Origin of the sequence: Fibrobacter sp., from assembly GCF_045131395.1 — a bacterium.
Lineage (GTDB): Bacteria > Fibrobacterota > Fibrobacteria > Fibrobacterales > Fibrobacteraceae > Fibrobacter.
In genome coordinates this window covers 96241-115361 of sequence record NZ_JBGUQY010000004.1, presented here as the reverse complement: position 1 = coordinate 115361, position 19121 = coordinate 96241, and the positions used below count along the sequence as shown (strand labels likewise).

The 19121-nt window shown below is 52.7% G+C and carries 15 protein-coding genes and 1 tRNA gene; 5 read left to right on the top strand and 11 right to left on the bottom strand.

What is annotated here, in order from left to right; genetic code table 11:
* The first annotated feature begins 49 nt into the window (after positions 1-49).
* The 4 genes from ACJMNB_RS02800 (at position 50) to ACJMNB_RS02785 (ending at position 7264) form a co-directional block, all read left to right on the top strand.
* Complete coding sequence (locus tag ACJMNB_RS02800; protein WP_405338773.1) at positions 50-1435, top strand: tetratricopeptide repeat protein; 1386 nt, start codon at positions 50-52, stop codon at positions 1433-1435.
* Between the two features lie 250 nt (positions 1436-1685).
* The gene (locus ACJMNB_RS02795; protein WP_405338771.1) at positions 1686-3203 is read left to right on the top strand and encodes a family 16 glycosylhydrolase; all 1518 of its coding nucleotides are present in this window, start codon (positions 1686-1688) and stop codon (positions 3201-3203) included.
* A 126-nt stretch (positions 3204-3329) separates the two neighbouring features.
* On the top strand, positions 3330-5978 hold the full coding sequence (gene secD / locus ACJMNB_RS02790) for a protein translocase subunit SecD (RefSeq protein WP_405338769.1): 2649 nt from the start codon (positions 3330-3332) through the stop codon (positions 5976-5978).
* 143 nt (positions 5979-6121) lie between these two features.
* Entirely contained in the window at positions 6122-7264 is a 1143-nt protein-coding gene (locus tag ACJMNB_RS02785; protein ID WP_405338767.1) for a hypothetical protein, read from the top strand.
* A 91-nt stretch (positions 7265-7355) separates the two neighbouring features.
* On the opposite strand, the gene ACJMNB_RS02780 is transcribed toward ACJMNB_RS02785, so the two are convergent.
* From ACJMNB_RS02780 to ACJMNB_RS02740, 9 genes are all read right to left on the bottom strand, one after another.
* On the bottom strand, positions 7356-8498 hold the full coding sequence (locus ACJMNB_RS02780) for an N-acetylmuramoyl-L-alanine amidase (protein WP_405338765.1): 1143 nt from the start codon (positions 8496-8498) through the stop codon (positions 7356-7358).
* Positions 8498-8968: an SsrA-binding protein SmpB gene (gene smpB, locus ACJMNB_RS02775; RefSeq protein WP_173653416.1), complete on the bottom strand. Its 471-nt coding sequence runs from the start codon at positions 8966-8968 to the stop codon at positions 8498-8500. Before smpB ends, ACJMNB_RS02780 begins: the two co-directional genes overlap by 1 nt.
* 3 nt (positions 8969-8971) lie before the next feature.
* Positions 8972-10099 (bottom strand): GTPase ObgE, encoded by a 1128-nt coding sequence (gene obgE / locus ACJMNB_RS02770; protein ID WP_405338762.1) that lies wholly within the window; start codon positions 10097-10099, stop codon positions 8972-8974.
* Complete coding sequence (argC, locus tag ACJMNB_RS02765; RefSeq protein ID WP_405338760.1) at positions 10099-11061, bottom strand: N-acetyl-gamma-glutamyl-phosphate reductase; 963 nt, start codon at positions 11059-11061, stop codon at positions 10099-10101. Before argC ends, obgE begins: the two co-directional genes overlap by 1 nt.
* A 14-nt stretch (positions 11062-11075) precedes the next feature.
* A complete protein-coding gene (locus ACJMNB_RS02760) occupies positions 11076-11573 on the bottom strand; it encodes a YchJ family protein (RefSeq protein WP_405338758.1) in 498 nt (165 codons plus the stop codon).
* Positions 11574-11725: 152 nt separating this feature from the next.
* Positions 11726-12346 carry a methyltransferase domain-containing protein gene (locus ACJMNB_RS02755; RefSeq protein WP_405338756.1) on the bottom strand — a complete coding sequence of 207 codons (621 nt, stop codon included), beginning with the start codon at positions 12344-12346 and terminating at the stop codon, positions 11726-11728.
* Entirely contained in the window at positions 12340-13416 is a 1077-nt protein-coding gene (rlmN, locus tag ACJMNB_RS02750; protein ID WP_405338754.1) for a 23S rRNA (adenine(2503)-C(2))-methyltransferase RlmN, read from the bottom strand. Before rlmN ends, ACJMNB_RS02755 begins: the two co-directional genes overlap by 7 nt.
* A 53-nt stretch (positions 13417-13469) precedes the next feature.
* Complete coding sequence (locus ACJMNB_RS02745) at positions 13470-13859, bottom strand: helix-turn-helix domain-containing protein (RefSeq protein ID WP_405338752.1); 390 nt, start codon at positions 13857-13859, stop codon at positions 13470-13472.
* Positions 13860-14025: 166 nt separating this feature from the next.
* Positions 14026-14099: transfer RNA gene (locus ACJMNB_RS02740), tRNA-Arg, on the bottom strand.
* 186 nt (positions 14100-14285) lie between these two features.
* On the opposite strand from ACJMNB_RS02740, the gene ACJMNB_RS02735 reads away from it, so the two are divergent.
* The gene (locus ACJMNB_RS02735; protein ID WP_405338750.1) at positions 14286-16598 is read left to right on the top strand and encodes a penicillin-binding protein 1A; all 2313 of its coding nucleotides are present in this window, start codon (positions 14286-14288) and stop codon (positions 16596-16598) included.
* Positions 16599-16699: 101 nt separating this feature from the next.
* On the opposite strand, the gene ACJMNB_RS02730 is transcribed toward ACJMNB_RS02735, so the two are convergent.
* On the bottom strand, positions 16700-17245 hold the full coding sequence (locus ACJMNB_RS02730) for a TlpA disulfide reductase family protein (protein WP_405338748.1): 546 nt from the start codon (positions 17243-17245) through the stop codon (positions 16700-16702).
* Between the two features lie 105 nt (positions 17246-17350).
* On the bottom strand, positions 17351-19105 hold the full coding sequence (locus ACJMNB_RS02725) for a hypothetical protein (RefSeq protein WP_405338746.1): 1755 nt from the start codon (positions 19103-19105) through the stop codon (positions 17351-17353).
* Positions 19106-19121: the final 16 nt, after the last annotated feature.

Below are 19121 nucleotides of genomic sequence, written 5' to 3'. Positions count from 1 at the left end.
CTTGGGGTGCTAGCGGGAATTCTAAAAATAATTTTGCTAAATTAAGGGCATGAATATCCGAATTTCTGCGATTGCGTTAGCATGTTTGGTGGGTCTCTCCTTCAGTGCCGACCCCCGAATGGAACAGGGTGCCCGTTTTGAGGCGAAAGGTGATTTTGAAATGGCCCTCGGCGAATACCGCGCTGTCTTGGCCGAAAATCCTAGGAATGCCGAAGCATACCTGGCCGCTGCACAAGTTCGCATGAAGATGAAGGATTATAGCGGAGCCCTCGCCAATTTCCGCCTGGCCTACAAGTTTGAACCTACTATGAGTGCCGCCTACGAAGGCGCCGCCAAGGTTTACGAGGCTCTCGGCCAAAAGGCCAAGGCCGATGCCGAACGTGCAAAGGACCCGAAGAACAATCCGGTGGTAGAAACTCCGATTGAAGCGACGACCGTTGCAGAAGCCCCAGCACCTGAGCCGGCTCCTGTGGCTGAAGCCCCGAAGCCGGAACCGAAGCCTGTCGAAGAGGCCAAGCCGGCTCCCGCTCCAGAGCCGAAGCCTGTGGAAGTTGCAAAGGCTGAACCAGCCAAGGCTGCCGCTCCTGCTGTTGCAGAACCTGCAAAAGCAGAAGCCGCCCTTCCGACGGATCCCTTTGAAAAAGGCAAGGCCCTCTTTGCCGAAGGCAAGTATAAAGAAGCTGCCCCCATGTGGCGTGAAGTCTTGCGTAAGCAGCCTGGCCATGCCGGTGCCTATTTCTATGCGGGCCTTACCCGTTACGAACTTGGCGAATTGGACAAGGCCGAGTTCAACTTGAAGAAGGGTCTTGAATACAAGGAAGAAGGCAACGACGCTAACTTCTTCTTGGCAAAGATCGCCCAGAAGAACAACAAGCCCGAACAGGAACTTAAGTTCTTGGCCGCCTACATGAAGAAGGCCGCTCCCAGCGCCAAGTATCGTGCCGCTGCCGAAGCCCGTATCGCCGAAATCAAGGCTGCCAAGAGTGGCAATGTTGCACCGGAAGCCGTGAAGGCAGACGTGAAGACTGCCGAAGCGAAGGTTGAAACCAAGGCTCCCGAAGCCGCTCCGGTGGTGGCAAGTGCCGCTCCCGCAGAAGAAGTTGCCCCTGTAAAGGACTTTGCCGACGCACCGTCCAATACGCCGACTCTTGCCAACGCGAACTTGCTCTTTGGTGCCGGCAGCTACGAATCTGCTCTCCAGATGTACAAGGCCTTGCTCGAAACGGAACAGGACCCTGAAGAACGCTACTTTACCATGCTTCAGGTGGGCAATATCTATCGTGAACTCCGCGACTTCCATAGCGCCGTGGTGCGTTACCGCGAAGTAGTGCAGCAGTTCCCGGATTCCGACTGGGCTACCGAAGCCGAACGTGCGTTGGAAGATGCCGTGTGGCTCGAAAAACATGCCTCCGAACTGCCTCGCAGAACTAGATAATAAAAGCCGTTCGGCTCTATAGCATTCCTATTTTAATTGTCTTCCCGGCCTTTGACCGGGCGGACAGCACTTAGCACTTTAGTGCTTAGTGCGCATGGTCCCCGAATGGGGAGACCTCCTTTTACGGCTTTCCAAAACGCTTGTAAACCTTATTGCAGTCTTTCTTTTTGCCCCTGCTATAAATTTTTTGCTTTGTAAAACCGCACCTTGAAAGTATATTTAAGAAGCGTGTGTTGGGTGAGGATTGGATATGAATAACGTCATTGCGAGTGTAACGAAGCAATCTATAGCAGTTTTGTTCTTGGCCTCTTTGGTCATGGCGGATCCTCCCGCTAATTTTAGCGGTTGGGAAAAAGTGTTTGAAGACAATTTTGATGGCACTTCGCTCAACAAAAAGAAATGGAACCCGACTTACAACTGGGGCCCCACTCACAACCACCGTGCCTATTGCGCTGAAGAGAACGTAATCGTTTCCGACGGTACGCTTAAGCTTAAAGGCGAAAAGAAAAAACACCCGGATGCCAGCGGCAGAACTGCCAAGTTCAACGGCAAGGAAATTCCGGTGGACTATACGAGTGGTGCCATCGATACCAAGGGCAAATTCGAAGTCAAGTACGGCTACATCGAAGGCCGTTTCAAGGCTCCGTCGCAAAAGGGAACCTGGCCTGCCTTCTGGACTTTGCAAGACGGCTGGCCCCCGGAAATCGACATTCTCGAAATTCCCGCATCCCGCAAGCAGCATCATTACTATTTGCATTACACGGACCCCAGTTGGTATAACAGTCATGGCTCGGCTTGGGACCATGAGGCTTCTTTCGGCGGCCACAAGGATGACAATGTAGACCGTTCCGCAGACTTCCACAACTATGGCGTGGAATGGGATGAATCTACTCTCAGCTTTTACTTTGACGACAAGAAGTTTGCAAGCTACAATCGTCCGACCGAAATCAAGCAGCTCTCGGCGCAGTACATCATCGTGAACCTGGCCATTGGCGGCTGGGCCGGCGACGACATCGACATTACAGCCGACAAGCCCGCTTATTTTGAAAGCGACTGGGTGCGCGTGTGGCAGGCCAAGCCCGCGAAACCCGATACGGTTCGCATCTTCTCGATGAACTTCGGGAGCTGCATGGTTCGTACTGCCGAAGACAAGCTTGCCCTCGGCGATTGCCACGGCGACGATGCCATCGTTGTCATTACGCCCCTTTCTTCGAACACCTATCGCTTCAACTTTGGCGAAATGTCGATAGACGTTCCCAATGAGTCGAAGGACGCTGGCGTGACCATGGGCCTTTACAAGTGGAATGGTGGCGAACACCAGAAGGTCGTGATGGAAAAACAGTCCGGCTACGAAGGCTCCGTGGTCCGCATGAAGATGCTGAACAGCGGCATGTACCTGCGTGCAACGACCGATGGCGAACGCGTGGTGCAGAGCTGGGCTGACGACTGGGAATGGAATCAGATGTGGCGTCTGCTTGCAAAGGATGACAAGATTCCTTCGAAGGATACGTCCACCACGGCGCTGGGCCAGATTACGAATCTCTATGGCACTTCCGTTCATCAAATGAATAATAATTTGTATGTAGAAGTGGGAAGCGGGTTCAAGAAGGGAGCCTCCATCCGTATTCTTGACTTGCAGGGCCGCGAAATGGTGCGTCAGCAGGCTTTACATAGTGCCACTATAGATATAAGGGCGCTGGCTCCTGGGCTTTACCATGTAGTGGTGAGCGATGGGGTGCGTACGGACGTGAAACGCTTCAAGAAATAACGGGGTTTTCGGACCGTTCGGCTCTATTTGAACTGGTTTTCTGGGAACCGGTAACTAATATGTAATGTCATTTTACTATCTTTGCGCGCAAAACTTACTGAATAATGCCTTATTAAGGGATTACAAATGAACAAGAAAAAATTCGGCATGCGAGAACTCATTATTCTCCTCGTCATTGTTTTGTCGGCCTACACTGTATGGCCTTCTATCCAGGTACACACCAAGAAGGGGGCTGAAAAGCAGACCTTCCTCAAGGAAAATCCGAAGCTGGGTGCAAAATCCATCAATTTCGGCCTTGACCTTGCCGGTGGTACGGCTATTACGCTCGAAATCGACAAGTCCGGCATCAAGGGTGAAGATATTAAGGACGTTCAGGAACAGTCCCTCGAAATCATCCGTAACCGCGTTGACCAGTACGGTCTTTCTGAACCGCAGATTTCCCCGTCCGGCGACGACCGAATCGTGGTTGAACTGGCAGGCGTGGATGACTCCACTGCAAAGGCTCTCGTGGGTTCTACCGCTAAGCTGGAATTCAAGATTCTTGCTGAAGCTGAAAAATTTACCCAGGTGGTTGGCCTCATCGACCAGTACCTGACCCGTCAGACCACCGATATCGTGGCCGACTCCGCCGCAACGGATTCTACTGCCAAGGACTCTACGGTTGCCAAGGCTGATTCCGCCAAGGACACCACCAAGGCCCTTTCTGATGACGAACTCCTCGGTAAGGCTCCCGCTGCTGCCGAAGTTGCCGCTACCGATTCCGCCAAGGATTCTGCTGCGGTCGAGGCTCAACCGGCATCTGAGGTCGGCGTTGCCCTTTCCGCTTACTACATGAGCTTTGGTAACGGCGGCTTTATCGCCGAAGAAAATGTGGAAAAGGTGAAGAAGCTCCTCGCCACCGAAGGCGTGCAGAAGCTGATTCCCCGCGATGTTGCTTTCGCTTTCGGCAGCGGTCTCGAACCGGTGCAGCGCGATTCCAAGATCAAGGCCAAGCGTCTTTACTTGCTCAAGCGCCGTGCCGAAATGGCCGGTGACGATGTGGTCGATGCTCGCCCCTACCGCGTGTCCGATGGTGTGAGCGCCGGTGAAGTGGCCGTTAGTCTCAAGTTCGGTGGCATCGGTCCGAAAAAGTTCTCTGCCGTGACTGCCGCCAACATCGGCAAGCAGATGGCTATCGTTCTTGACAACCAGGTGATTTCCGCTCCGGTGATCCGTGACCGTATCCCCAACGGCGAAGCCCAGATTACTGGCCTCGACGACATGGCTGAAGCTAACCGCCTCTCTGTCGTGCTCCGCGCCGGTGCCCTGAAGGCCCCGATGAAGATTATTGAAAGCCGCAGCGTGGGTGCAACCCTCGGTGAAGAAAACATTGTGCAGGGCTTCGGTTCCGGTGCTATCGGCCTTATCCTCTGCTTGGTGTTCATGGTTGCCTACTACCGCCTCGGTGGTCTTATCGCTAGCTTCGGTATGGTGATCAACACTCTCGTGACCGCCGCCGTGATGTCCGTGTTCAATGCTACTTTGACTCTCCCCGGTATCGCAGGCTTCATCCTCGTGGTGGGTATGTCTCTCGACGCCAACGTGATTATTTACGAACGTATCCGTGAAGAACTCAAGAACGGTCTTACCGCTCGCGCTGCCGTGGCCAAGGGTTACGAACGTGCTTTCGGCGCCATCTTGGACTCCAACTTGACCACCGTGCTTACCGGTCTTATCCTCTATAAGATTGGTACGGGTTCTGTGAAGGGTTTCGGTCTTACTCTTACCATCGGTATTCTTACTTCCTTGTTCTGCGCTATCACGGTGACCCGCTCCATCTTGGATTGGAAGCTTGCCAAGCGCGACGCTACCACCCTTTCTATCGGTGGCGGCTTCAAGGCTATCAACGAAGCTAACCTCCAGATCATTCCGAACCGTCGCCGTTTCGGTCTCATTTCTGCAATCCTCATTATTGCTTCTATCGCCTTCGTCGCAATCAAGGGCTTTGACTTCAGCATCGACTTCACTGGTGGTCAGGTTTATACAGTGCAGTACCAGGATAGCGAAAAGCATGAAAAGGATTTGAGCAAGGCTCTGTCCGCTGCCGGCATCTCTGGCACGAAGGTCCGTACGCTCGGTGGTACTTCTGCTAACTCTTACCAGATTAGCATGCGCGCCTCTGACGACGCTCAGTTCGAAGTCAAGATGGCTCAGGCCTTCGAAAAGGCCGGTCAGAAGTGCGAAATCGTGGCTAAGGACAATGTGGGTCCGACCATTGGTAAGGAACTCCGCTTCAACGCAATCCTCTCCGTGATCCTCGCCTGGCTCGGCATCTTGATCTACGTGTGGTTCCGCTTCGGTAAGTTCGGTCTCGGCTTCGGTGTCGCTGCCGTGCTCGGCCTTGTGCACGATACCGTGATTACCCTCGGCTTTATCTCCGCTTTCGGTCTCTCCTTCGACGGTGCCTTGATCGCATCGCTCCTTACGATGATCGGTTACTCCGTGAACGACACCATCGTGAACTTCGACCGTATCCGTGAAAATACCGCCGTATATGGTTCCAGCAACTTCGCCGAAACCATCAACAAGTCTATGAACCAGTGCTTCAGCCGTACCATGGTGACCTCTCTCACGACCTTGTTCGTGTGCGTGATCCTCGCTGTGATGGGTGGTTCTTCCATCCGCGACTTCGGCTTGGTCCAGTGCTTCGGTATCCTTATCGGTACCTACTCTTCTGTGTGCATCTGCTCTCCGATCGTTCTGTGGTGGAGCAAGCGCTTCAAGAAGGGTGTGTAATCCTTTTTGAGGGAAGTTTTGAAAATCCCTGGCTTCGGCCGGGGATTTTTTTGATGCTTAAATCACATTTTTTTATAAAGTTGTTTAAACGATAATCTGTTTTTTTGAATAAATTGTATATTGTAGAAAAATTGGAGGTCTCTATGAATATTCGCAATGTTTGGCGTCTGTGCTGTGTATCGGTTGCATCTCTGTTTTGGGCGAGTTGCGATAGTGACACTAGTACGCAGGCTCCGGAAATTAATGATCCTGAATCTCCGGAATCTTCGTCGGCGGAACCGACCTCTTCTGAACAGTCTCCGACAAGTTCCTCATCCCTGGAATCAGATCCCGTTTCTTCGGAAACGCAGTCTTTGTCAAGTGCCGAAGTGGAAAGTTCTTCGTCTGTCAATGAACCCGGTTCTTCAGAATCTTTGGAATCGTCCAGTTCTGAAGCGTCTAGTTCCTCTAGTTTAGAACAATTTGTTCTGGCGAAAGATCCTTCGGTGACTTGCACGAAGATCGATTCTTATGAATCTGTGTGCGGTTCTACTACTTCTTCAAAATCTACTACTTCTTCAAAACTTTCTTGTATGGATTTACAAGAATTTTTGAAAGCGGATACGGCTGTACATTTTTCGACAAGGATGGAATGGGAGAGAAAACTGGAAAATTGTGGGGCCATTGAGGAAGCAGTTGCCCTCTATGGTATCGTATACGATCCCTGCAATTCGTACCGCACTGTGACTAATCTTAAATGCTCCGATGGCTTGACCTATAAGTGGTTCAAGGTAGAGGATGGCGTCGCCTATACATCCGAAGAGGAATATAACAAGGCCAAGGGAATCAGCTCGAGTTCCGAGGTCGAAAGTTCTAGCTCCGAAGCGGAAAGCTCGAGTTCCTCTTTGCCTGAAGGCTATGTCCAGTGCTCGTTAGATGGTTTTGCCTTGTTTGCGGATATTCTTGCCGAAGTACAAAAAGAAATCTATCGGAGAATATCCGCGTTGTTGGAAAATCCGGAATCTGGCTTGACCGATGCTCAAAAACAGTTCTATGATGAGTTGCTGGATAGTGAAAATGAAAAATTGCTCGGGAATTTTTCACCCTATTATGTGGGTGGCGATGACTTTGATGTCGAGCATACAAGTTTAAAGTATACAACAGATCTGTGGTTCGATGGCTATATTGCCAAGACCTATACTTGTGCGGGTGGAACTCTTACGACAAATGAACGCTATCAGGAAAAGTACGATAAAATCCTTGAAGAGTGTTTAGATATAATCAATAAATCGTTACCTAAAAAATAGCCAATCAGAGAAGCAGAGGATCTTGAAAATAAAAGAGCCGATTGCAACTGCAGTCGGTTTTTTTTATACAAAGGCGGTGTTTCCCGCGGATTTATCGGCCTAAGGTCTCGCGGTAATTGTGGACGGCTGCCTTGTAGGTGCTGACCGCTTTTGCGACGCGTGTGGCAATGTCTTCTTGTGCCTTGGTCGTCATCATATAGGCTTCTTCCTCGGGGTTGCTGATGAAGCCGATTTCAAAGAGGACTGCGGGCATGAGCGCACCTACCAGAACCATGAATCCGGCACCGCCGACGCCACCGCCCTGACGCTTGATTTTGCCGTCGTCAAAGGCCTTGAGCATTTCTTCGGTGAACATGTAGCTGTTCTGCTTGTACTTTTCGAGGCGGGCTTCCAGCTTGAACCATTCCAGCGGGGAGAGTTCTTCCTTGGCGTTCTTTTCGCCGTAGAGGGTGGCCACCTTGTTTTCGCGGCGGGCAATGGCCTTGTCTTCTTCGCTTTCGGGGGCGCGGAGTACGTAGACGTGGAAACCCTTGATTTGCTTCTTGCGTTCGGCGCTGGCGTCGATGGCGTTGCAGTGCAGGCTAATGAAGAGGTCTCCGTCCCATTGGTTGGCAAGGTTTGCGCGTTCGCCAAGTTCGATGAACACGTCCTTGTCGCGGGTCATTTTGACCTTGAAGCCTTCTTTTTCCAGTTCCTTTTTCAGGAGCTTGCCGACGGCGAGCACGATGTCCTTTTCGTTGGAATTCTTGCCTTGGGCGCCGGTATCTTTGCCGCCGTGGCCGGGGTCGATGACGATGGTCTTGACTTCGCGGGTGCCGGCGGTTTCGTTTTTAGGCGTGGCGGGTTTTGCTGCGGGAACGGCTGCGGCCGTTTTAACTGGTGCGACAGCTGCAGAAGAGGCAATGGAACTGCTGCTTGCCGTTTTTGCAGACGAAGAACTTTCTGCCTTGTATAGGCCTGCCACGTCGGCAGAGTCTAGAAAGATGTGCCCGTCAATAATTTGGGGGGCGCGCTTGAGTTCTATGGACTTGCCGTGGCTGCTGACGTAGGGGAGCCCGATGGCGAATTTAAGCGTGTCGTTGGGGGAGGCCAGGAGAAAAGTCTTCTGTACCGGGAACCAGTGGAAGCTGGCGTTGTGTTGCTTGGCGAAGTCTTCGGCGTCAATCGTAGGGGAGGCCCAGGCAGAACCTGCAAGAGCTGCGCAAACGAAGATGTTCCGAAGACCTTTCAGCATTAGCGGTGAGCCTTTGCCGCACGGGCCATTTCGAGTTTTGCGTCGCGGTTGATGATATCCTGGCGCTTGTCGCGCTGGTCTTTACCGCGGCAGATTCCCATTTCGAGCTTGGCGCGGCGATTCTTGAAGTAGAGCTTCAAGGGAATGAGGGTGCAGCCCTTTTGTTCCTTCGCCTTGCGCATTTTGGCAATTTCATGGACATGTGCCAAGAGCTTGCGGCGCCTTGCCGGAAAATGGTTGAATCGGTTGGCGAAGAGGTATTCGTCGATGTGCGCACCCACGAGCCAGATTTCGTTCTTGGTCTCGTCGATGTCAATCCAGGCTTCGCCCAAAGTACACTTGCCGTCGCGGATAGATTTCACTTCCGAACCGATCAGCATGATTCCCACCTCGAATGTCTCGTCGACAAAGTAGAGGTGGTTCGCCTTGCGGTTTACGATGACCGGTGTGCTCTGTTCTTTTTTTGCCATGCGTTAAGCCTTCTTTCCCCATCCGCTCTTTTTGGCGGTGGTTTTGGAGCTTGCGCTCTTTGCTGCTGAGCCGGCCTTGCTCTTTGCGATTTTCTTGCCGGTGCCGTCGATGCCGGTGGTGGCGCTGCTGAGTTTCTTGCTTTCCCAGCCCACCTTCTTCTTTTGCACGTGGGGCACGGCTTCGTCCAGAGCGAGCGTGAGTTCCTTGCAGCCTTCGCCGTTCATGGCAGAGGTCACGATGACTTTTTCCTTGTGGGCCTTGAACTGCTTGATCGCTTCTTCAATGCCGAGGTCAGCCTTGTTCAATGCAATCACGTAGGGCTTCTTGGCGAGCTTCGGGTGGAACGCCTTGAGTTCTTCCTTAAGGACGGTGAACTGCTCGTAGGCGTTTTCTTCGTAGCCGTCGATGACGAACAGCAACGTATGGGTGCGTTCGATATGCTTGAGGAACTGGTGGCCGAGGCCCTTGCCTTCGCTGGCGCCTTCCAGAAGACCCGGAATGTCTGCTACCACGAAGCTGTGACCGTTCAGCTGCACGATGCCCAGCACCGGTTCAAGCGTTGTAAACGGATAGTCGCCGACTTTCGGGCGACCGCTAGAAATCTTGTTCACCAGGCTGGACTTGCCTGCGTTGGGGAATCCCACCAGACCCACGTCAGCCATGAGCTTCAGTTCCAAGAACAGTTCGCGCTTTTCGCCCTTTTCGCCGGGGGTGCACTTGCGGGGAGCCTGGTTGGCAGGTGTTGCAAAATGCTGGTTGCCCATGCCGCCCTTGCCACCGCGGGCTGCAATCCACTTCTGGCCGGGTTCGGTCAGGTCTGCGAGAATGCGGCCTTCGGCATCCTTCACGATGGTGCCGCGAGGAACGCTTACAATCAGGTCTTCGGCGCTACGGCCGGTGCAGCGCTTGGCGCCGCCGGGCTGTCCGCTTTCGGCTTTGTAGACTCGGGCGTTGCCCATGTCGAGCAATGTGGAGAACTGCTCGTTCACCTGGAGAATCACATGACCGCCGCGACCACCGTCGCCGCCGTCCGGGCCTCCCAGGGGTACGAACTTTTCACGGTGGAAACTGCAGATGCCGTCGCCACCCTTGCCAGAGCGCACTTCAATCGATTTTTCGTCTAAGAACATTAAAGGCTAATTCCTTCGTCCAGTCCGAGGGCGATGTTCATGTTCTGGATGGCGGCACCGCTGGCGCCCTTGCCCAGATTGTCGATGATGGTGGTCACCTGCATCACGTTTTCGTTGCCGAACACCTGGATGCGGGCGTTGTTGGTGTCATTGCAAACAGTGGGGTCGAGGCGGCCGTTGAACAGCACGGGGGCTGCTTCATAGGGCATCACCTTCACAAAGCGGGAGCCTTCGTAGTGCTTTGCCAAGATTTCGGTGAGGCCTTCGGGGCCAAGCTTCTTGGTGAGCACATTCGGGAAGATCGAAACCGTCACGGCCATGCCCTTGTAGTAGGGGCCAAGCACCGGGTTGAAGAACGGCGTATTTTCGAGTTCGCAGTACTTCTTCATTTCGGGCAGGTGCTTGTGGGCGAGGGCCAGGGCGTACGGAGCCGGAGCCATGATTGCCTTCGATTCACCGGCAGCATGCGAGAGGGCTGCGGCTTCTTCGTATTCGGCAATGAGCTTCTTGCCACCGCCGGAATAGCCGGTGATGCTGTAGGCAGAAACGTTGGCGCTCTTGGGGAGCACGCCGGCGGCAACCAGCGGGTGAACGCCGAGGATGAATCCTGTGGCGTGGCAGCCGGGGTTTGCAATGCGCTTGCTCTTGGCGATGGCTTCGCGCTGGGCAGGGCAGAGTTCCGGCATCCCGTAGGTCCAGTCGGGGTTCACGCGGTGAGCCGTAGAGGCGTCAATCACGCGGGTGTTCGGGTTTTCGCAGAGGGCGGCACTTTCGATAGCGGCTGCATCGGGCAGGCACAAGAATGTGACGTCCGACTCGTTAATGAGTCGCTTGCGTTCGTTAATATCCTTACGGAGTTCGGGAGCGATGCGCAACACTTCGATGTCGTTACGCTTTGCGAGTCTTTCGTAAATCTGCAGGCCGGTAGTTCCTGCTTCGCCGTCAACAAAAACTTTGAACATGTCTTTCCTTTAAATTACTTGCCAGCGCCGCAGCACTTCTTGTACTTCTTGCCAGAACCGCAGGGGCACGGATCGTTACGGCCAACAACGGGACCTTCGTGACGGACAGTTTCCTGCTTCACGGCACGGCCGTCGTAGAAGAACCATGCGCCGCCCACCTTGTGGAATTCGCCCAGCTCGTGGTGGTTGCGGGTGATGTTGCCCTGCTTGAAGCGGGCGATGAATTCGACCCAGCCGATGTTCTTTTCTTCTTCGGTCTTGGTCTGCTTGATTTCAATGCCGAGCCATTCGGATTCCTTGCTCCATGCAGTCACGCTGGCTTCGTCGAAGTCGCTGCGCTGGGTAGCTTCCAAAGAGTCCTTGAGCCATTCAATTTCCTGCTTTACGTAGGCGGTGTAGCGAGAACGCATCAAAGCTTCGGGAGTTGCAGCGAGAGTCTGCTTCTTGATGATGGGTTCGCAGCATTCGCCGTAGGCTTTGCCAGATCCGCAGGGGCATAAATCTTGTGCCATATAAATACCTTAGTTCCTTGTGTTGTTCATCAGGCGAACTTGCCGCCCGGTTTGAGTAAAAATTTTAAGTAAAAATAGAAAAAATTCGGGGTTAAAAAAGTGGGCGGCTTTTCACCGTCCACCTTTAAATGTAGCGCTTTTCGCAGGAACGATTACAGGCACTTTTTAAGGAGCCAGATTTCTTCCTTGCCTTCGCGGCCGGCGATGCTGTTCACCGGCTTGATGCGTTCCACCACATCGAACACGCCGCCGAGACGAGCCATGAGTTCGCCTTCGCTGGTGGCATGGGGAGGACCCTGAAGGGTCTTGCCGTTCATGAGGGGGTACAAGAAGAGAATCAGCAGGCCGTCGTCCTTCATCATCTTGTAGCAGACTTCGAAGAATTCGTCGCGGCGACCCGGGTGAATTGCCGTAAAGCCGCAATAGTCGTAGACGATGTCAAAAAGCTGGCCGCCACGCTTGTCGTCCTTGGGAGAAAGCGAGAACAGGTCAAGGTCCAAAGAACGCAGGTTCTTGTGCTTGCGGCTCAAGTGGTCCAGTTCGTCGACGGCAGAGGGGGCAAAATCCACTGCCAGTACGTCGTGACCGCGCAAAGCCCAAGCTTCGGCGTCGTAGCCAAAGCCTGCACCGGGAACTAGAACGGAGCCTGTGGCGGGGCAGGAAGGATGCTTGAAGAATTCAAGGAGGGCGGGGGTTGCCTTCTTGAGATTCCAGTAGTCCTTACCTTCGGCGTAGAGGTTGTCCCAGAAATCCGGGAGGTTTTGTGTCAACATGTTTTACCATCCTTCTTTTTATACGCGAGCTGTCCGCAGGCTGCGAGAATGTCGCGGCCGCGCGGATTTCGGATCGTTATTTGAATTTCGGCTGCCCTAACCATAGCCAAAAAGTCTTCAACCTGTTCCGGCGTGGGGGCATGCAGCGTGGGGTCGTCGCCGTCGTTGAGCACGATGGCGTTCACCTTCACGCGGCGGGGAGCGCAAATGCGGATGAGCTCCTTGGCTGCCTTCGGGGTGCAGGTAATGTCCTGAATCAGGACAAATTCAAAGGTTACGTAATTATCGGTTCTGCGGATGTATTCGTCAACCGCTTCCAAAAGTTTTTCGATGGGCCAGGTCTTGTTTACCGGCATCACGGACGAACGGTATTCGTTGTTGGTGCTGTTCAGGCTGACGGCAAGGCAGCAGGGGGTGTTACGGTCTACCAGTTCCTTGATCTTGGGAACTACGCCACTGGTGCTTACGGTCATGCGTTTTGCGCCCATGTTGAACAGGCTCTGGTTATGCAGCGTACAGCAGACGCGGTGCACGTTTTCCAGGTTGTTCAGGGGTTCGCCCATGCCCATGAAGATGATGTTGGTGACCTGGGCCGTTTTGCCTTCTTCGTTCAAGAGGCCGGCTTCTTTCAGGTACCAGTTCACGTTGATGATTTCTTCCAGGATTTCGCCGGCTTCCAGGTTCCTGGTAAAGCCCATCTTGGCGGTACGGCAGAAGGCGCAGTTCATGGCGCAGCCCACCTGGGTCGAAACGCACACGGAATAGCGGCCGTTTGCGGGAATCATCACCGTTTCGATATGGTGGTCGTCATGTGTCTTGAAAAGCCATTTGACAGTTCCGTCTACCGATACCATGCGCTGTTCTTCGGTCAGGGCACGGAGGGTAAACTGGTCTGCCAATTTTTGACGGAGGGCGGGCGAAATGTTGCCCATTTCGTCATAGGTCTTGACCTGCTGACAAAATAACCATTTCTGAATTTGGCTAGCCCGGAACGGCTTTTCGTCCACGTCCCGGAGCCATGCCTTAAGCTCGTCTTCGGTGAGCGTTTTTATGTTCTTCGGCCATTCCATCGGGGGCAAAAGATAGCAAAAAAATACATTTTTGTTAAGGGTCAAAATGGCTGTTATTGCCCCGGACAATTTCCCGATGGAGGTGGCTTTGTCGATGCGGAATCCTGTTGTTTTTGGGCGTTATTGATGTATTCTATCAATTTTTGCCTTGTTTCCGCGGCAATATTTGCCGGGATTTTAAAGGGTCGCCTCTTCTTCTCTATCAAGGGGTAAAATCGGTCCACCTCGTAAAACAGCTGGGAAAGGCTTTTGTTGTAGGCGTTCGCCAGCGCGCAAATGGTGTTGATTGAAGGGAGCCTTTTGCCGACCTCGACTTGCGATATGAATTGCCGGGTGATATTTGACCGAAGGGAAAGCCCGTTTTGGGTAAGCCCCCGTTGTCGGCGACTTTCCAGAAAGACAAGCCTAATGGCTTCACTGAGAATGTGATCCTTGTATTCCACAAACAACCTCGAAAAACGTGGATTACCAAGCACTCTCTGGGGGCCAATTTTAGAATTAGAAGGGGCGGGTGCGTGCAAACAAGTATTTGCAGACTTTGAAAAAATATCTTAACGATAAATGGGCGGATAAAAAAGAAAGGTTAATCTTTCGATTAACCTTTCCTTCTGCGGGTGCCAGGACTCGAACCTGGAGCCTTTTGGTTCGTAGCCAAACGCTCTATCCAGTTGGGCTACATCCGCTTGATTGATGGCCCAAAGATAGTTTAAAGTGCGGGTGTTGTCAAGGGTTTTTGTTGAAAAAAAACAAAGAATTTTTGATTATTATGTCAATCTAGGGCTTTTGCGGGGGTTTTGCCGCGGTGCTAAGAAAAAGTGTGTCTTATAAATAACTATCTTTCTTGCCAAATTTTTTAACGGTATTGGACCATGGATAAAGTCAAACCCGTATTACTTTTGGTTCTGAATGTCTTAAAGAGCTGGTTTACTGATCGTAGGATCATTAAGTGGCTCATTATCTTTGCTGTTCCTGTGGTGGCCGCTTTTATTGCTGTCGTTGCAGTGTACAACCACTTCTCGCCGGAGCTTCCGTCCCTTTCGCAGTTGGAACAGATCAACCCGAAGTTGGTTACCAACATCTATGACATGAACGGAAAAATTGCTCACGAATATTTCGTGGAACGCCGCGAATGGACTAGCTTCGATTCCATTCCCGAAAATGCAATCCATGCGGTGATGGCCACCGAAGACCGCGCCTTCTATAGCCACTGGGGCATGAACGTGTGGGCGATTCCGTCGGCGATTATGGAAAGCGCCTTGACGGGCAAGAAGCTGCGCGGTGCATCTACCTTGACCCAGCAGCTCACCAAGCTTTTGTTCTTGACGCCGGAACGTACCATTTCCCGTAAGATCAAGGAAATGATGACGGCCATCCGCATCGAGCAGACTTATACTAAAGAAGAAATTCTTGAATTCTACATGAACGAAGTCTACCTGGCTGGCGGTAACTACGGTTTCCAGGCTGCAGGCAAGTTCTACTTCGGCCGTCCGCTGGATAGCCTTACGATTCCGGAACTGGCCGTGCTGGCCGGTATGTTGCAGCGCCCGGAAGCCTACCGCCCGGACCGTCACCCCGAAGCTTCTCTCGAACGCCGCAACACGGTGCTTTATGCCATGCGTGATGCCGGCTATATCAATGATGACGAATACCACGAATATATCAAGACGCCCATTGAACTGGCGAAGAAGGAAGTTTCCAACGAATCCGGCTTGTATTTCTACGAAGAAATCCGCAAGTACATGGAAAAGAAGTATGGCGAAAATTCCCTCTATGCCGATGGCGTTTCTATCAATTCGACCATTGATCCGGACATTCAGGCCTATGCCGACAGCGTGGCCCGCGTGCAGGTGGAAAAGGTTCGTCGTCGCGTCAAGTACCGCGCCACTCGCCGCCTTTTCCTGACCAAGAAATTCGACATGCCCGAAGATAGCGTGGTGGCCCACTTCGACAGCCTCTATACGATTTTCAAGAAGGACTACCTGGCCGATGACTTGAAGCGCCCCGCCGACAAGCGCCGCTTCCCGGACTCCATCCTTTATCACCATCCTGAAATTGCTGCCATCCTGATCGAAAACGAAACGGGCGCCATCCGCGCCATGGTGGGTGGTTCCGACTTTAACCAGTCCCGCTGGAACCGTGCGGTGCAGTCTTTGCGTCAGCCGGGTTCTTCGTTCAAGCCCATCGTTTATTCCACCGCCATGGACAACGGTGCTAGCCCCTGCGACTCCGTGAACGACCAGCCGGTGAGCATTCCGGACCCCGATGACAAGGACAAGAATAAGGTCTGGCGTCCGGCCAACTTCGAACATGACTTCGAAGGCATGATGACGCTCCGCCGCGCCCTTTACCGTTCCAAGAACTTGCCGGCTATTTTGACGGGTATGAAGTACGGCCTCAACAACGTGGTGAACTACGCCCGCAAGTTCGGTATCGTGCGCGCCCCGCTGATGGCTGTGCCTAGCTTGGCCCTGGGTTCCGTGGGAGCAACCCTTATGGAAATGACTTCTGCCTATACGGTGTTCCCCAACGGCGGTAACCGTATCGAACCTTACATGATCGAATCTATCGTGGACCGCAACGGCGAAGTCATCGAAAAGAATTCCAAGGTGGAACACGAAGTGTTGCGCCCGGCATCGGCCTACCTGATGGTGGACATGCTGAAGGACGTGAACATTCGCGGTACTGCTGCCCGCGTGTGGGCCAGCGGCTTTACTCACCCCAGTGGCGGTAAGACCGGTACCACCAACGATTACACCGACTGCTGGTATATCGGCTTTACCAAGCAATACACCATGGGCGTGTGGGTCGGTTCCGATAGCCCGGGCACCTTGGGTGCTGGCCACACCGGTACCGAAGACGCTCTCCCGGTCTGGATGGCCGTGATGAAGCAGCTCCACAAGGATTTGCCCCGCAAGCCCTTCCCGGTTCCGAGCGGTGTTGTAAGCAAGGGCGTTTGCAACCATACGGGTAAGCTCGCCGGTGAATTCTGCTCCGAAAAGACTTACTGCCTCTATACGGCAGGCTATGCTCCGACAGAAACCTGCGACGGTAACCACTTCGAAGTCAAGACCAAGTCCGCCGATGACGCTACACTCTTCAGTAACAAGGGTGCAAGTGCTGCTCCCAAGCCGAGCAGCAGCGGTAATGGCCCCGCCAAGAAGAACACCCGCAAGATGTTCTAAAACAAGTTCCAAGTGCAGCGCCCTTTCGGGGCGGGCAACAATAAAAAAAGGCGCCTGTTGAGGCGCTTTTTTTCGGCTTTTTTTGTGGTCTTATAAAATTTTTATTTGAGCATTTCATTCAACGTGGCGCGCATGTGGTTCATGTTCGCCTCGTTTAGCGTTTCGTAACGGTAGAAGGTTCCGTCTTTCTGGACGATGTAGACGACGGGAATGTAGCCGGTACCGTAAGCGGGGCCGAACTTGTAGTCGCTATCCTGGAACACGGGAATTGCTACGTGGAACTGGTCGATAAAAAGACGGATGTCGTTCTTCTTGATGCCGCCGCCAAGTCCGATGGCGATTCCGGCAAGGCCCTTGGGTTCGTATTCCTTGACCAGGTTCTGGATTTCGGAAATGTGGCGCTGGCAGTGGGGGCACTTGGGGCTGAAGTAGTAAATCAAAAGGGGCTTGTTTGCAAAATGGCTGAAAAGAATGCCCGGATCGCTAATACCCGAAAGAGGCTTGGAAAAGTCCATCTTCATGGGCTGGTTGGTAGTGGAATCCTGCATGAGTTTGACATCGGCCATCTGGGGGGCGGGGGCAAGCTGCGCGAATGGGGTTGTCGCCGCAATTGTCGCAATACTTAAAATTTTAGAAACGAAATTCATAACCCTTAAAATACGAAAATATAGCCCGAAAAGACACATTTACTGAAAAAAAATGCCTTAAATTGAAAAAAATCACACTTTTGGCTGCCCGAGAAGGCTACCTAACTACAGGCTGTAAGTGGTGATAATCGAGTAGTGGGGTTCACCCTTGCGGACGCCGTTCAGGGGGATGCTCACGTCGAATTTGTTGACCAGTCTGCTGATGGACTTGGTCTGTGCAAAACGCACGCCGAATCCGGTGAGGTAGATGAGGTCCTTGCGGTTAAGGTCCCAGAAGTCCCAGGCGGTTTCGCCGACGCTCTGGAATACCACGAATACGGGCATGAGGGTGGCGATTTCAAAGTTCGTGAAGTAGCGCTGTTCCAGGTTGGCGAATATTCGTGCCTGGCCTGCGTAGAATCCGGTGGGGAAACCGGCGAAGCCGTTTACGCCGCCGAGAGTGAGTTGCTTGCCGTAGCGGGCGTCTTCGTAGAAATCAACAAGGCCCGAAAGCGCGGTGGCGAATGTGTTGGTGGGGTGGAAAATGTATTCGCCGGACATTCTTCCGTAGTAGTCATGCCTTTCGCCGTGGTCCAGGTAAAAGTTCATCTCGGACTTTAGCGTCAGGTGGTGCATATTGCGACCAAGCATCAGGTTTGCCCAGAAGTCGAGGCGGATGTCGTTGTCGGCGGCACCGAGCTGTTCGTAATTCTTTGAAATTTGAGCCTTGAGTTCGTAGCCTTTTTCGATGTCTTCGGTCCACTTGGCGTTATGGAAATTCTTGATCTTTTCGTAGCGGATGTTTGAAAGGGTCAGGTAGAAACCGAGACGGGAATCTTTCTGCTCCGGAAGCCATTCGTTGACTGCGGTTGCCGAATCGATAAAGTAGGTGGTGTCGCCGTCGGTGAATGCGTAGGGGTAAAGCTTGCCTTCGCTGGCGGTGGTGTAGCGGTAGTTGTAGGTGGCGCCTGCATAGAGCTTGCGGTAGGTGCCGCCGAAGGAACGGCTGATTCTGAAACTCAGGGAGTCGTCGATAAAGTCCTTGACGGCCAACAGCTTTACGACTTCGTTGCCGTTGTACAGCGGGAATGAGTCAAGCAGGGCTTTTTTGTGATTGTAGATAGGACTGTCGCCGTATCTCTTTTGGGCGTCGTAGACGGTGGCGCCGGGGGGCAACTTTCCGCTGCCGTAAAAGTAGGCTTCATGCTTGTTCTTTAAGCCTTCGATTATGTATGCCCACTGGTTTTGGCTTCTGCTTAAGAACGGAATGTACATTTTGCCGTAGGCCAGGTAACCGTCGGTGTTGTAGCTATATAGAAAGTCCAGGTGGTTGTAGCGGAACAGGAAGTGGGGGTCGCCGTATTCCACTTGCCACATGTCACGGAATTCGTTGTGGCCGAAGTAGAAACCCAACTTTTGCCCCAGGCCAAGGAAGTTGCTTTCTTGAACGCCGATGCCCCAGTTCAGGTTTTTATAGTTGTATTCTTTTCCGGCAAAACCGAATGTAGTCGGAATAGAAAGCGTCCAGTTGTCGCTGGTCTTGACGTTTGCAATGTTCTTGCCGTCTTCGTTGGTAATCTTGATGCTTGCGTCCGAAAGGAAGTTCTGGCTGCGCAGGAATCTTTCTGCCTCTTGTACCTGGATCGGTGTGACGGTTTCGCCTTCATCGAAAAGGAGCAATTTCTTGACGGTTACTTCGCGGGTTTCGAAGTGAATCAAATTCAACAAGTCATAGGCCCACTTGTCGTACTGCGTGTGGTACTTGGAATCGTCGAAGGCGTCGCCGATGTTGTAACGGATGGAATCGATCTTGAATGCACCGGGGGTATCCTGTGCAAAAACGATACTTGCTAAAAAGACGACAAATAAGATAATAGGCATTGCGTGGAAAATATAG

Coding starts and splice junctions, on each gene's coding strand:
- ACJMNB_RS02760 (WP_405338758.1), bottom strand. CDS start 11,573: ATGGCACAAGATTTATGCCCCTGCGGATCTGGCAAAGCCTACGGCGAA.
- ACJMNB_RS02730 (WP_405338748.1), bottom strand. CDS start 17,245: ATGAATTTCGTTTCTAAAATTTTAAGTATTGCGACAATTGCGGCGACA.
- ACJMNB_RS02755 (WP_405338756.1), bottom strand. CDS start 12,346: ATGTTGACACAAAACCTCCCGGATTTCTGGGACAACCTCTACGCCGAA.
- smpB (WP_173653416.1), bottom strand. CDS start 8,968: ATGGCAAAAAAAGAACAGAGCACACCGGTCATCGTAAACCGCAAGGCG.
- obgE (WP_405338762.1), bottom strand. CDS start 10,099: ATGTTCTTAGACGAAAAATCGATTGAAGTGCGCTCTGGCAAGGGTGGC.
- ACJMNB_RS02725 (WP_405338746.1), bottom strand. CDS start 19,105: ATGCCTATTATCTTATTTGTCGTCTTTTTAGCAAGTATCGTTTTTGCA.
- ACJMNB_RS02800 (WP_405338773.1), top strand. CDS start 50: ATGAATATCCGAATTTCTGCGATTGCGTTAGCATGTTTGGTGGGTCTC.
- ACJMNB_RS02785 (WP_405338767.1), top strand. CDS start 6,122: ATGAATATTCGCAATGTTTGGCGTCTGTGCTGTGTATCGGTTGCATCT.
- rlmN (WP_405338754.1), bottom strand. CDS start 13,416: ATGGAATGGCCGAAGAACATAAAAACGCTCACCGAAGACGAGCTTAAG.
- ACJMNB_RS02780 (WP_405338765.1), bottom strand. CDS start 8,498: ATGCTGAAAGGTCTTCGGAACATCTTCGTTTGCGCAGCTCTTGCAGGT.
- ACJMNB_RS02735 (WP_405338750.1), top strand. CDS start 14,286: ATGGATAAAGTCAAACCCGTATTACTTTTGGTTCTGAATGTCTTAAAG.
- secD (WP_405338769.1), top strand. CDS start 3,330: ATGAACAAGAAAAAATTCGGCATGCGAGAACTCATTATTCTCCTCGTC.
- argC (WP_405338760.1), bottom strand. CDS start 11,061: ATGTTCAAAGTTTTTGTTGACGGCGAAGCAGGAACTACCGGCCTGCAG.
- ACJMNB_RS02795 (WP_405338771.1), top strand. CDS start 1,686: ATGAATAACGTCATTGCGAGTGTAACGAAGCAATCTATAGCAGTTTTG.